Annotated in this window: 14 protein-coding genes; 6 read left to right on the top strand and 8 right to left on the bottom strand. The window is 70.9% G+C overall.

The window, feature by feature from the left end:
- Position 1: 1 nt before the first annotated feature.
- From ACFPIJ_RS57185 to ACFPIJ_RS57165, 5 genes are all read right to left on the bottom strand, one after another.
- Complete coding sequence (locus tag ACFPIJ_RS57185) at positions 2-622, bottom strand: dihydrofolate reductase family protein (protein ID WP_380127979.1); 621 nt, start codon at positions 620-622, stop codon at positions 2-4.
- On the bottom strand, positions 622-1,122 hold the full coding sequence (locus ACFPIJ_RS57180; RefSeq protein WP_380127978.1) for an SRPBCC family protein: 501 nt from the start codon (positions 1,120-1,122) through the stop codon (positions 622-624). Before ACFPIJ_RS57180 ends, ACFPIJ_RS57185 begins: the two co-directional genes overlap by 1 nt.
- 3 nt (positions 1,123-1,125) lie before the next feature.
- Positions 1,126-1,467, bottom strand: a complete 342-nt coding sequence (locus ACFPIJ_RS57175; protein WP_380127977.1) for an ArsR/SmtB family transcription factor — start codon at positions 1,465-1,467, stop codon at positions 1,126-1,128.
- Between the two features lie 193 nt (positions 1,468-1,660).
- Positions 1,661-2,158, bottom strand: coding sequence for a DinB family protein (locus tag ACFPIJ_RS57170; RefSeq protein WP_380127976.1), 498 nt, complete (start codon positions 2,156-2,158; stop codon positions 1,661-1,663).
- Between the two features lie 26 nt (positions 2,159-2,184).
- A complete protein-coding gene (locus ACFPIJ_RS57165; protein ID WP_380127975.1) occupies positions 2,185-4,113 on the bottom strand; it encodes a sensor histidine kinase in 1,929 nt (642 codons plus the stop codon).
- A gap of 329 nt (positions 4,114-4,442) precedes the next feature.
- Here ACFPIJ_RS57165 and ACFPIJ_RS57160 point away from each other — a divergent pair, with 329 nt between their 5' ends.
- Both ACFPIJ_RS57160 and ACFPIJ_RS57155 read left to right on the top strand, forming a co-directional pair.
- Positions 4,443-4,712 carry a DUF1876 domain-containing protein gene (locus ACFPIJ_RS57160; protein WP_380127974.1) on the top strand — a complete coding sequence of 90 codons (270 nt, stop codon included), beginning with the start codon at positions 4,443-4,445 and terminating at the stop codon, positions 4,710-4,712.
- Between the two features lie 37 nt (positions 4,713-4,749).
- Positions 4,750-6,450 carry a SulP family inorganic anion transporter gene (locus tag ACFPIJ_RS57155; RefSeq protein WP_380127973.1) on the top strand — a complete coding sequence of 567 codons (1,701 nt, stop codon included), beginning with the start codon at positions 4,750-4,752 and terminating at the stop codon, positions 6,448-6,450.
- Between the two features lie 308 nt (positions 6,451-6,758).
- On the opposite strand, the gene ACFPIJ_RS57150 is transcribed toward ACFPIJ_RS57155, so the two are convergent.
- Positions 6,759-7,391 (bottom strand): histidine phosphatase family protein, encoded by a 633-nt coding sequence (locus tag ACFPIJ_RS57150; RefSeq protein WP_380128004.1) that lies wholly within the window; start codon positions 7,389-7,391, stop codon positions 6,759-6,761.
- Between the two features lie 136 nt (positions 7,392-7,527).
- Here ACFPIJ_RS57150 and ACFPIJ_RS57145 point away from each other — a divergent pair, with 136 nt between their 5' ends.
- Entirely contained in the window at positions 7,528-7,953 is a 426-nt protein-coding gene (locus ACFPIJ_RS57145; RefSeq protein ID WP_380127972.1) for a GntR family transcriptional regulator, read from the top strand.
- A gap of 17 nt (positions 7,954-7,970) precedes the next feature.
- On the opposite strand, the gene ACFPIJ_RS57140 is transcribed toward ACFPIJ_RS57145, so the two are convergent.
- Positions 7,971-8,453 carry an NUDIX domain-containing protein gene (locus ACFPIJ_RS57140; RefSeq protein WP_380127971.1) on the bottom strand — a complete coding sequence of 161 codons (483 nt, stop codon included), beginning with the start codon at positions 8,451-8,453 and terminating at the stop codon, positions 7,971-7,973.
- Between the two features lie 418 nt (positions 8,454-8,871).
- On the opposite strand from ACFPIJ_RS57140, the gene ACFPIJ_RS57135 reads away from it, so the two are divergent.
- Genes ACFPIJ_RS57135 through ACFPIJ_RS57125 form a run of 3 tightly spaced genes read left to right on the top strand, consistent with a single transcriptional unit; the run spans position 8,872 to position 11,029 of the window.
- On the top strand, positions 8,872-9,222 hold the full coding sequence (locus tag ACFPIJ_RS57135; protein WP_465252353.1) for a TSCPD domain-containing protein: 351 nt from the start codon (positions 8,872-8,874) through the stop codon (positions 9,220-9,222).
- Positions 9,219-10,472, top strand: coding sequence for a methyltransferase, FxLD system (gene fxlM, locus ACFPIJ_RS57130; RefSeq protein WP_380127969.1), 1,254 nt, complete (start codon positions 9,219-9,221; stop codon positions 10,470-10,472). The genes ACFPIJ_RS57135 and fxlM overlap by 4 nt, the downstream gene beginning before the upstream one ends.
- Positions 10,473-10,513: 41 nt before the next feature.
- On the top strand, positions 10,514-11,029 hold the full coding sequence (locus tag ACFPIJ_RS57125; protein WP_380127968.1) for a P-loop NTPase family protein: 516 nt from the start codon (positions 10,514-10,516) through the stop codon (positions 11,027-11,029).
- Here ACFPIJ_RS57125 and ACFPIJ_RS57120 read toward each other — a convergent pair.
- Positions 10,978-11,457 carry a hypothetical protein gene (locus ACFPIJ_RS57120; protein ID WP_380127967.1) on the bottom strand — a complete coding sequence of 160 codons (480 nt, stop codon included), beginning with the start codon at positions 11,455-11,457 and terminating at the stop codon, positions 10,978-10,980. The two genes, ACFPIJ_RS57125 and ACFPIJ_RS57120, sit on opposite strands and share 52 nt — an antisense overlap.
- Positions 11,458-11,509: the final 52 nt, after the last annotated feature.

The raw sequence follows: 11,509 nt of genomic DNA, 5'->3' as shown, positions 1-11,509 counted from the left end.
GCTACCGTGGGCGCACCGCGTAGGTCAGGTGCGTCGCCCGCGGGGAGGGCTCCGCGCGGACCGGCTCGAGAGCCACCCGGGCCGCGTCCACGCCCTCGAACAGGCGGACTCCGGCGCCGAACAGCACGGGCGACAGCGCGATCGAGAACTCGTCGATCAGGCCGGCGTTCAGGTACTGCAGGATCGTCTCGCCGCCGCCGGCGATGCGGACGTCGCGGTCGCCGGCGGCGTCGCGGGCCTGGTCGAGCGCGGCCTCGATGCCGTCGTTGACGAAGGTGAACGTCGTGCCGCCGGGGCGCTCCCACGGGTCACGCTTCTCGTGCGTCACGACGAAGACCGGCGTGTGGAACGGCGCCTCCTCCGGCCACGCCTGCTCGCCGGCGTCGAACATGCGCTTGCCCATGACGCTGACGCCGGTGCGTTCGAACGTCTCCCGCAGGATGTCGTTGTCGCGGCCTTCCTCGCCACCCTCGCCGAACTTCAGGTTCTCCCGGAAGAACCGCTGCGGGAACACCCACGCCTGCAGTTCCATCCACTGCGGCCCCATCAGCTCCCCGAGGGACTCGGGCGCGATGAACCCGTCCAGCGACATCGACACACTGAAGAACACCTTGCCGGCCATCAGCCCTCCGCTCCGTTCCGGATGATCTCGGCGACGTAGGCCGCCAGGTTGTTCAGGGTCTGCCGGCCGCCCTCGACCGCGTGGTACTTCTCGACCGCCTCGTCGCGCAGTTCACTGGTGGGGAACACCGTGCGCATCACGAGCCGGGTCGTCGCACCGTCCGGCGCGAAGGTCAGCACCGACTCGAAGGCGTTCGGGTCGTCGCGGGACTCACCGTGCAGCAGCGCGATCCGCTCCGGCGGGACGATCTCGGTCCAGGTGATCCACTCGGCGTAGTCCGTCCCGTCCGGCCCGTGCATCACGAAGTCCCAGACCTCGCCGACGCGGAACCCGAAGGACCGCGTGGTGGTGCTGAACCCCTCCGGGCCCCACCATTGCGAAAGGTGCCGGACCTCGGTGAACGCCTCGAACACCAGCTCCCGCGGGGCGTCGATGACCCGGGAGATCACCACCTCCCGGTCCGTCGTCGCCGGCTCCGTTTCCTGCCTTGCCCCTGCCATCGGTCATTCTCCCTGTCGTGCCTGTTTGAGGTCCTGCACGTAGGTGTCGAGCCGGTCGAAACTCTCGTTCCAGAACTGCTCGAACCCACCGACCCACTCGTGGATCGGCCGCAGCCCGCGGGCGTCCAGGCCGTAGAGGCGCTGCTTGCCCGCCTCGCGGACCCGCACCAGCCCCACCTCCCGGAGCACCCGCAGGTGCTTGGAGGCCCGCGGCTGGCTCATCCCCAGCTCTGCGGCCAGGTCGGTCACCGGCCACTCACCCGCCCGCAGCAGCGCCAGGATGTCCCGGCGCTGCGGCTCGGCAATCGCGTTGAACGCGTCCGACGTCGTTGCTGCTCGTGCCACGGCAACCATCATATTCCGATAACGGCATGCGTCAAGCCGATCGGGATTTTGAAGTGAGTGGTACGGATCGCTCAGCTGCGCGTCATCCGGCCGGCGGTCGGTGGCGGGTATGGGTGAAGGTGCCTTTGCCGAAGGCCAGAGACGAGCTGTTCCGGGCCCGGTTGCGGTGGGGGTCGCGGTGCCGGCCCGCGGCTCAGAGCCCGCGGCTGCCGTCGACGGCCTCGCGGATGATGTCGGCGTGGCCTGTGTGCCGCGCCGTTTCCTGGATCAGGTGCACCGCCACCCAGCGCAGGTTCTCGTCGACCAGGTCCGCCCGTGCGCATCGCGCGTCCAGGTCGCCGGCGGCGACGATCTCCCGGGAGGCCTCGATCTGCTCCAGGTAGTACGCCACGACGCTCTGCACCGTGTCGTCGTCGGTGAGCGCGAAGGTGGCATCCTGGCCTTCGTCCGCCACCGCCGGCCACTCGTCCGGGAAGCTGCGCCCGGCGAAGATGACCTGAAACCACCTGCGCTCCCAGACGGCCGAGTGTTTCAGCAGGCTCAGCAACGACAGCGAGCTCACCGTCGCCGCCGTGCGCGCGTCCTGGTCGGACAGGCCGTCGGCCTTGCGGATCAACGCATCCCGCGCCTGGTCGAGAAAGCCGCACAGCGCATCCCGCTCGGTCGCGGTCGAAAACGTGTCGGTCGCCACGTCGCACACAGTATCGAAGACACTCGCTACTCAGCAGGCCTCCCGGACACGGCCGAGACCAGTGGGAACGACTCATCGGCAGCGTCCGCGTCCGGCTCGGCGAGCGGGATCTCCGCGGTCAGGGTCGTTCCCGCCGCCGGTGGGCTGGCGACGCTGAACCGGCCGCCCAATGCCTCGACGCGGTCGCGCAGGCCGACCAGGCCCATTCCGCCGCCCGGCCTGGCCCCGCCGATACCGTCATCGTGGATCGACAGCCACACGCTGCGCGCGTCCGATTCCACCGCGACGCAGGCTTCGGATGCCCGCGCGTGCTTGGAGATGTTGGTCAGCGCCTCAGAGACCACGTAGTACACGGCCACCTCCGCCCGCTCGGGAAGCCGCTTCGGGACCTTCAGCCGCAGCTCGACCGGCACGATGCTGCGCCGGGCCAGCTTGCGCAGCATCGGGCCGATCCCGCCCTGGGTCAGCAGCGCCGGGTGAATGCCGCGGGCGAGGTCGGTCATGCTCTCGTGGATCTCGGTGAGACTCCGGACCGCCTCGGACAGCAGCTGCCGCGCCGCCGGCAGGTCGTTGCACGCCAACTCCTCTGCCATGCGTAGCCGCAGGGCGAGTGAGACGATGCGCTGCTGCGGCCCGTCGTGCAGGTCCCGTTCGATGCCGCGCCGGGCATCATCCGCCGCGGTGACCAGCCGCGCGCGGGAGGAGATGAGCCGGGCGCGGTTCTCGGTGTTCGCGATCGTGGTGGCGACGAGCTCGGTGAAGGCGAACAGGCGCCTCTCCGCGGCATCGGGGATCGGCTCCGGCCGGTGGGACATGACGAGCGTGACGCCCCAGAGCTCACCGTCGACGACGATCGGCACGCCGAGGCCGAGGTGGATGCCGCGGGACCGCTGTTCCATGGCGATCGGCCCGGTGGCGGTGTCGTAGTCGACCCGTGCCGTGCGGCGGGTCCGCAGGATCGTGCTGACGATGTTCTCGCCCTCAACGGGCAGCCTCGGGTGGTCGGACAGCGGCCGCCCGCGCTCGTCGCGCTCGGAGATCGCCGTGACGGTGCGGTCGGACTCGTACCGCAGCAGCGCGGTGTGGAACCCCGGGAACAGGCCGTGCAGTTCGGCCGTCACCGCCGCGAACACCGCTGCGGGCGATCCGCCCGTGGCGACCATCGTGGCCACCCGCTGGAGTGCCTCCTGCTCCGCCAGCAGCGCCTGGGTCGCCTGCTGGCTGGCCCGTAGGTTATCGATGAGCTCCTGGCGCTCGACGGCGGTGCGGACGATCGACCCCAGTGCCGGGCCGAGCCGGTCACGGAGGCGCTCCAGCGTTGCCGGCGGGGTGGCGGCGGGAACGATGAGCCGCACCGCAGGCCGCCCCCCGTCATCGAGTTTGAGCACGGTCGCGCCACCCAGACTGTCCAGGACCGTAGCGTCGCCGACCTCGATCGACATGCGCGGGAGACCGAACCGGGTCGCCAGGCGACGCGACCCGGCCTGCAGCCCGGACGGCAGATCGTCCTGGCCGAGAATCTGGCGGGCGACCTCGACGGCGATTTCAGCCTCGTCCGCCCGCTGGTGGGCCTCCTCGGCCCGCTCCCGGGCGAGGTTGGCCAGTCCGCCGCTGGCCAGGGCCACGATCACGAAGATCAGGGCCCGCTGACCATCCTGCACCAGGCTCAGGTGCAGCCCGCTCGGAGGAACGTGGACGATGTTGAACACGAGCGTGCTGGCCAGCGCGACGCCGACGCCGAGCCGGGCGCCCCAAATGATCGTCACCGCCACCACGCCGAGGATGTAGACGGCGGCACTCGGCTGGACCTGCGGATGCGTGGTATGCAGCACCGCGAGAATGGCCGTCTCGGCGGCGATGACCATCGCCGCGACGACCACCCCGATGAGGAGCGGCGGCGTCGTCGGCAGCATCCACGACATGAGCCGACGCCGAACACCGCTGGTCACCGTCATTCGGCCTCCCGGTCGGCGAGGTCGTGGGTCTGGGACCAGGCCTGCCGGGACCGGTCCGGCATGCACACGTCGACCGTTCGCCTTCCTGCCGACAGCCAGCACCACCCGATTCGGGTGACATCGCGCCGGTGGCCGTGCCGCCGCCTCCGGCGTGGAACCGCACAACGGCAGTCGCGACGCCCGAGGCAGGGTGTGAACGCCGCCGCCGGGGGAAGAGCCGTAGCTGCGGCGATCTGAGCGCACGGCTGCTGCACCCCGAGGTGCGGTCGCAGCTGGTCCTGCCGGCCGGCGCCGAAGCCGCCGACGTCACACCGCCACAGGAGGTTGACATGTCAACAGCCAAGCATTGGAGCGTTGACGTCTACATCGGCGAGGACGACGGACGGACGTCCGCCGAGGCCCGACTGCAGACCGACGACGCCACCCAGCTCCGCGGATACGGCGTGGCGCGCCTGCATCCCACCGACGACGACGTTCCGGAGATCGGCGACGAAGTGGCCGTGGCGCGGGCGCTGTCCGACCTGGGCCATCGCGTGCTGCTCGCCGCGGCGGCCGACATCCAGGCCACGTCTGCCACACCGGTACGCCTGCTCCGGTAGCCCCCTGTCGCCGCCCGGCAGCCACATCAGCAGGCTCATGCCGGCGCCGACCCGGCTGCTGCCCGGTCTCCGCGTCCTCGCCGGATACCAGCGCGGCTGGCTGCGCGCCGACCTCATCGCCGGCGTCACGGTCGCGGCGTACCTGATCCCGCAGGTCATGGCCTACGCCGGCCTCGCCGGGCTGCCACCGGCCGCCGGGCTGTGGGCCATCCTGCCGGCCCTGGCGCTGTACGCCCTGTTCGGTTCCTCCCGGCAGCTGTCCGTCGGCCCGGAGTCCACGACCGCGATCATGACCGCCGTCGTCGTGGGCCCGCTCGCCGCCGGCGACCCGGCCCGCTCCGCGCGGCTGGCCGCCGGCCTGGCCGTCGTCGTCGGACTGCTCTGCCTCGGGTGCTGGGCACTGCGGTTCGGGTTCGTGGCCGACCTGCTCTCCCGGCCCATCCTCGTCGGCTACCTGACCGGCGTGGCGCTCATCATGATGGTCGGACAGCTGGGAAGGCTCACCGGCGTGCCGGTCGGCGGCGACACCTTCTTCGCGCGGCTGCTGTCCTTCCTGCGGAACCTGCCCCACGTCCACCTCGGCACACTGCTGTTCGCCGCCGCCGTGCTCGCGTTCCTGTTCCTCGCGCAATGGCGCTTCCCGGTCCTGCCGGTGCCGCTGCTGGCGGTCCTGCTCGCCACCGTCGCCGTCGTGGTGTTCGGGCTGGAGCACCACGGCATCAGCGTGGTCGGCCCGATCCCGGCCGGCCTGCCCACCCCGTCCCTGCCGCACCTCGAGGACCTCCAGCACCTGCTGCTGCCCGCGGTGGGCGTGCTGCTCGTCGGCTACACCGACAACATGCTCACCGCCCGCGCCTTCGCCGCCCGCCAGGACAGCTACATCGACGCCAACCAGGAACTGCTCGCCCTCGGCGCGGCGAACATCGGCGCGGGCCTGCTCCGCGGGTTTCCGGTCAGCAGCAGCGGCAGCCGCACCGCACTCGGCCACGCCGCCGGCAGCCGCACCCAGCTGTACTCGCTCGTCGCTCTCCTCGCGGTGCTGGCCACGCTGTTCTTCCTCGGCCCGCTCCTGGCCCGCTTCCCCACCGCGGCACTCGGCGCCATCGTCGTCTACGCCGCCGTGCAGCTGATCGACGTCGCCGGGTTCCGGCGACTCGCCGCGTTCCGCCGCAGCGAACTGCTCCTCGCACTCGCCGCCCTGGGCGGCGTCCTCATCCTCGACATTCTTTACGGCGTGCTGCTCGCGGTCGCCCTCTCCGTCACCGTGATGCTCGCCCGGATCGCCCGCCCCCACGACGCGATCCTCGGCATCGTGCCAGGCCTGGCCGGCATGCACGACGTCGACGACTACCCCGCCGCGCAGACCACCCCCGGGCTGGTCGTCTACCGGTACGACTCGCCGCTCTTCTTCGCCAACGCCGAGGACTTCCGCCGCCGCGCCCTCGCCGCCGTCGACGACCATCCCGGACCGGTCGCCTGGTTCGTCCTCAACGCCGAGGCCAACATCGAGGTCGACATCACCGCACTCGACGCCCTCGAGGCGCTGCGCCGCACACTGGTCAGCCGCGGCATCGTCTTCGCGCTGGCCCGGATCAAACGGGAACTCCTGGACGACCTCGACGCGTTCGGCCTCACCGCGTCCGTCGGCCCCGACCGCATCTTCCCCACCCTGCCGACCGCCCTGGCCGCCTACAACGACTGGCGCCGCCAGCATCCCCCGGAACCCACCGGCCATTGATGCGGCCTGGCTGTATTTGGGCCGGCCCGACAGCTGCCGTGCTGCGGGGGGCGATGAGTCCGGTGGATATCATCTGCGGTAGGACCGACCCGGCTCCAATCAACCACGCTGCGATGTCGCCGTCGTCGGCCTGGCCGCTCGCCGTAGGTCGATGATCGGACACTTCCCTGCCGCCGAAGCGTCGACCCCTGTCGAGTGAACGCCGGGCGCCCGCAGCCATCGGGTGAGGTGGCCGCGCAGCCCTGACGGGCAGGCGGGCGGGACGCGGCGACCTTGTCAGCGGACCTGGTCGTCAGCGGACCTGGTCATCAGCGGACCTCGCCGGAAGTGCCGTCTGGCAACGGTGCCGGTGGCAGCCCGATGGAGCGGCATTCCCGGGTTGCCGGATCGATCTGAAAGACAACATCGTGCGGGTGTGCTCGGGCAAGAGCGGCCTGCGGGGCGAGGTCGAGCAGATGCCGTTGCAGCATGCGTCCGATCATCTCGTGCGAGACGATCAGCGGCCGTTGGGCCGGCCTGTGGCGTATCCGGTGCAGGGCCTGGGCCGCTCGGGTGTCGGCGTCGGCGTAGCTTTCGCCGCCGGGGAACCGCCACTGGTACTTGTCGGCGGCCCTGCGCTGCCGCTCGCCGGGGAACTGCGTGTCGACCTGCTCGTCGGTCATGCCGCTGAACTGACCGTGGTCGAGTTCGGCCAGCTCGTCGACCACGTCGATCTCCAGGCCGAGGGCGTCGTTGATGATGCCGGCCGTCGCGATCGCTCGCCCGAGAGGGCTGACGAAGATGCCGTCGATGCCGCGCCCCTGCAGGGCGGACGCGTGGCGACGAGCTTGCGCGACACCGTCGTGCGTCAACGCCGAGTCGAGTCGGCCTTGCTTGCGTCGCTGCAGGTTCCACTGCGTTTGACCGTGCCGGGCCAGGAAGACCGTGTCCCATGAGTTCACCCGGCCATCCTGGCCGAAGGTTCCTCTGGACGGGCAGCAGATTCCACAGTGGAGAACGGCACACCGCCGGTATCGCAACGAAGCGGCAGTTCATAGCCACTTGTGGCCACATGGTTCTTGCGCTACGTTTGCCAGCGTGCAGCCCTCTGACATACCCCTCTACCTTGCGTTGGCCGATGCTTTACGCGATCGCATCCAGCGAGGCGACTACCCGGCCGGGCAGGCCTTGCCGATCGAGTCCGCCATCTGCCACGAGCACGGCGTCAGCCGCATGACCGTCCGGCGTGCCCTCGCCGTGCTCCGCGAAGAAGGCCTGGTCACCACCAGACGCGGCGCGCCCTCCACCGTTCGACCAGTCTCAGTACGCCAAACCCTTGTCCTGCGGCACGACGACCGCCTCATCAGCCGCATGCCGAGCCGTCATGAGCGAATGAAACTCGGCTTGGATGTCGGCGTTCCGGTGCTGGAAGTCGACCGCAGCAACGGGACCAGCGAGCTGCACGCCGCGGACCAGGTGACGGTCGCGTGTCACGCGTTGTCCCCGTCTCCCCCACCACACTGATCTGCTGCGCGGGCCGTTCACACCAGCGGGCTGCCGTCCTCCAGATACACCGTCACCCCATCCGCGGCCGCCCGCAACGCGGCAGCCGTCCGGCGGGCCAGCAACGGCGACAGCCGCTCGTCGGCTTCTGCCGCCGTACACCACGCCCAACTCCGCAATTCCTCGGCCGGCAGGCGAATCTCGCGCTCGGTGATTGCCGGGAGCACCCCGCCGTCGAAGAGGAACATGACCCCCTCGGTGCGGCCCGGTCGGGGTGGCACCCAGTCGACCACCAGCAGCCGGCCCGGCGACACCACCAGGCCCAGCTCCTCATGCAGCTCCCGCACCGCGGCGTCGTACGGCGACTCGTCGCCCTCGACCGCACCTCCCGGCAGCTCCCAGTGGTCCTTGTACGTCGGCTCGACCAGCATCACCCGGCCCGCTGCGTCACGGAAGCACACACCGGCACCCATCCGCTTGCGCGGCAGCGTCGCCGTGTAGTCGTCGGTCAATGTCGTCACCACCGCAGGCTACCGCCCCGCTGGTCGCCGCGATGACGCTGCTCGTATGGCGGACCAGCCCCAGGCCGGTGGTCTCGCACAGCCGTCGCATCAGCTCCGCCTCGAGCAGCGTCAGCGTCTCGTGCGGTCCGTCCAGCGGCGGTCGCGGCACTCTGGACACGTACTCCACGCCCACAACATCGCCGATGCCCCGCCGGCATCGCGCGCCGGGATGGTCCAGCCGCGCTGCCGCCAGCATCGAGCCGGCGCCGATCCCGGACGAGCGCCCGGCTGCGGACATTTTGCGTGGGCTTCGGCGTGTCGGACGCACGTTCGATTTCAGTCGGCGTGGGTACCAACGCCGCAACGTCCAGGCCCATAGCCTACGGAGACATCGCCGGCCCGTGGGTGGTCGGCAGCGATCAAACGGGGTTGATCCATGGCGGGGATTGCGGTACCAGGGCCGCGGGAACGGCACACGTTCGGATGCACCGTGGACGTCACGGTCGGCGGCGAACCGGGTGTCCTGACGGTCGGGCGGGCCTCCGACGGTGCCCCGCGTCGCATTGAGCTGCGGGCAGGCGTGCACGGCTCGACGCTGGCCGGGCTCGCGGACGCGCTGGCAACGGCCATCACGGTCGGTCTGCAACACGGAGTCCCTGCCGAGGTGCTCGCGGACGCGCTGCGCCGCACCGCGCTCGACTCCCCCGGCGACGGGCACGCAGCACTGCTGGCCGAGACGTTCGCCGCGGTGCCGCCCGCCTTCGTGGTCCCCGCGTCAATCCAATGACCGGAGGCGCCGAGGTGGCCGACGAACCGACACGGCTACGGCACGTGCTCGTCCGCACCTTGGTCGACGCGGGCTGGCTGACCGAGCCGCGGGTGGCGGCCGCGCTGCGCACTGTGCCGCGGCACCGGTTCGTGCCGGGCGTTCCGGTGCTGCAGGCGTACGCGAACGACGTGGTGCAAACCAAGTTCGACGTCGACGGGCGCCCGATCAGTGCGGCGTCGCAGCCGCGGATCGTGGCGGCGATGCTGCAACAGGCCGGAGTCCGGGCCGGCGACCGGGTGCTGGAGATCGGCCTGGGCACGGGCTACAACGCGGCGTTGCTCGCCGAGCTGACCGGACCCGACGGCCGGGTGACCAGCATCGACGTGGACGCCGACATCGTCGACGCCGCAGCGGCGAACCTCGCCGCGACCGGCTATGCGTCGGTGCAGGTGGTGTGCGGCGACGGCGCGCTGGGCCATCCACCGGCGGCGCCGTTCGACGTGGTGATCGCAACCGTCGCCGCGTGGGACGTGCCGGCGGCGTGGCTGGAGCAGATCGCCGAGGGCGGCCGGCTGGTGGTGCCGCAGCGGATCCGCGGTGGCATCACCCGGTCCGTCGTGTACCAGCGCGACGCCGCCGGCCGGTGGGTGAGCGCGGACCACCAGATGTGCGGGTTCATGCCGCTGCGCGGCGGTGTCGCCGACGACCCGCAGCGCAGCCACGACCTGACCGGCGACGGCCGCGTCCGGCTGGACGTGTACCAGGAGCAGCACGTCGACACCGCCGCGCTGGCCGGCGTGCTGGACCAGCCGCGGACCCAGATCCGCACCGGGGTGCGGTTCGACGACGACGAGAGCCTGGAATGGCTGTGGCTGTGGCTCGCCTGCGCATTGCCGGGCGGCCTGGGCACCCTGCACGCCGGCCGGGTCGCCCGCAACGCGGGGCTGGTCGTCGCGCCCTACGGGATCTGGCTGATGGCGACCACCGACCACGGCACGCTGGCGTACACCACCGCGGTCGATCCTGGTGCCGGCGGGGACGGCATCGAGATCGCCGTCGTCGGTCACGGCCGGCAAGGGCAGGCGCTCGCCGAACGGTTGGCGGCGGAGGTCGTGCGCTGGGACCGCCGGGCCCGTTCCCTTGACGTACGACTGACGCTCGAACCGAACGCAGCACCGGACACCGCCGGCGACGTAGACCAGGGCCGGTTCGTGTTCACGTTGCCGAGCGGACTGCTCACGGTGCGGTGGCTCGATGACGCCACCTGACCCGGCCCGGTCGAGGCCGGCCGCCGGCACGGTCGGCTGACATGCGCCGCGTGGCGATCGTCGGGGCGGGTGGCGCCGGCAAGACCGTCCTGGCCAACCATCTCGGCGCCCGGCTCGGGCTGCCGGTCACCCACCTGGATGACCTGCGGTACGACGCGGCCTGGGACGTCGTGCCGGAGCCCGAGTTCGTCGCCGCGCAGCGGGCGGTCGTGACGAGGGACCGGTGGATCATCGACGGGAACTCGACCGCGAGCATGCCGATCCGGTTCGCCGCCGCCGACACGATCATCTTCCTCGACCTGCCGCCGCTGGTGTGCCTGTGGGGCATCGCCCTGCGGCGGCTGCGGTACCGCGGCGGCCGGCACTCCGACGGCGTCCACGACCGCATCACCCTCGCGTTCCTGCGGTACGTCCTGGGCTTCCGGCGCCGCCACGCCCCCACCGTCCGGGCGCACATCGCGGCCCACGGCGAACACGCCGAGCTGTTCGAGGTGACCAGCCGCCGTCAGGTCAACCAGCTCATCACCGGTCTCGACAGCGGAGGCCGGGATGTTTGACCGGTACGCAAGCGGTCGAGGGCGGCCGTCCAGCCTGCGTCGTACAACTCTTGGGACACTCTGAACCACCTGGTGTAGGTGTTCTGTTCCCGGTCCGCATCCCACTCCCCGTCGCCCTCTGCGACGAAGATCTTGCCGTCCAGCTGCCAGACCACGATGTTCCATCCCTGGTCCGACTGGTAGTACGGCTTCTTGAGCGTGCCGCAGGGGATATCCGCAACGGTCCAGGCACGGATCTTGTCTACCGGTTCGCTCCACCAGACCCAACGGATTCTGGTTGCGGGCGTTGCGACGACGTAGGCCAGATTGAGCGACTCCACCCCCTGGTCTTTCCCCCACACCGTGAGCTCGACGGTGAAATCGCGGGCATCGGGGAATTCGTCCGGGCTGAACCCGGTCAGGCCGCCGGCGAGGTAGTCGATCATCATTAGCTTCACCTTCTCACGGCGGTGAGGTCGAGGCGAGCGCCCTGGAGCCTAG

Source organism: Dactylosporangium cerinum, assembly GCF_042653625.1.
GTDB lineage: Bacteria > Actinomycetota > Actinomycetes > Mycobacteriales > Micromonosporaceae > Dactylosporangium > Dactylosporangium cerinum.
Note: the sequence above shows the minus strand (reverse complement) of the source record. Positions and strands in the feature narration are given on the sequence as shown.

What these genes read in the sequence shown, in the direction of transcription:
- ACFPIJ_RS57180 (WP_380127978.1), bottom strand. Translation starts at nt 1,122, where the DNA reads ATGGCAGGGGCAAGGCAGGAAACGGAGCCGGCGACGACGGACCGGGAG.
- ACFPIJ_RS57155 (WP_380127973.1), top strand. Translation starts at nt 4,750, where the DNA reads ATGCCGGCGCCGACCCGGCTGCTGCCCGGTCTCCGCGTCCTCGCCGGA.
- ACFPIJ_RS57165 (WP_380127975.1), bottom strand. Translation starts at nt 4,113, where the DNA reads ATGACGGTGACCAGCGGTGTTCGGCGTCGGCTCATGTCGTGGATGCTG.
- ACFPIJ_RS57120 (WP_380127967.1), bottom strand. Translation starts at nt 11,457, where the DNA reads ATGATGATCGACTACCTCGCCGGCGGCCTGACCGGGTTCAGCCCGGAC.
- ACFPIJ_RS57185 (WP_380127979.1), bottom strand. Translation starts at nt 622, where the DNA reads ATGGCCGGCAAGGTGTTCTTCAGTGTGTCGATGTCGCTGGACGGGTTC.
- fxlM (WP_380127969.1), top strand. Translation starts at nt 9,219, where the DNA reads ATGACCGGAGGCGCCGAGGTGGCCGACGAACCGACACGGCTACGGCAC.
- ACFPIJ_RS57135 (WP_465252353.1), top strand. Translation starts at nt 8,872, where the DNA reads ATGGCGGGGATTGCGGTACCAGGGCCGCGGGAACGGCACACGTTCGGA.
- ACFPIJ_RS57125 (WP_380127968.1), top strand. Translation starts at nt 10,514, where the DNA reads ATGCGCCGCGTGGCGATCGTCGGGGCGGGTGGCGCCGGCAAGACCGTC.
- ACFPIJ_RS57160 (WP_380127974.1), top strand. Translation starts at nt 4,443, where the DNA reads ATGTCAACAGCCAAGCATTGGAGCGTTGACGTCTACATCGGCGAGGAC.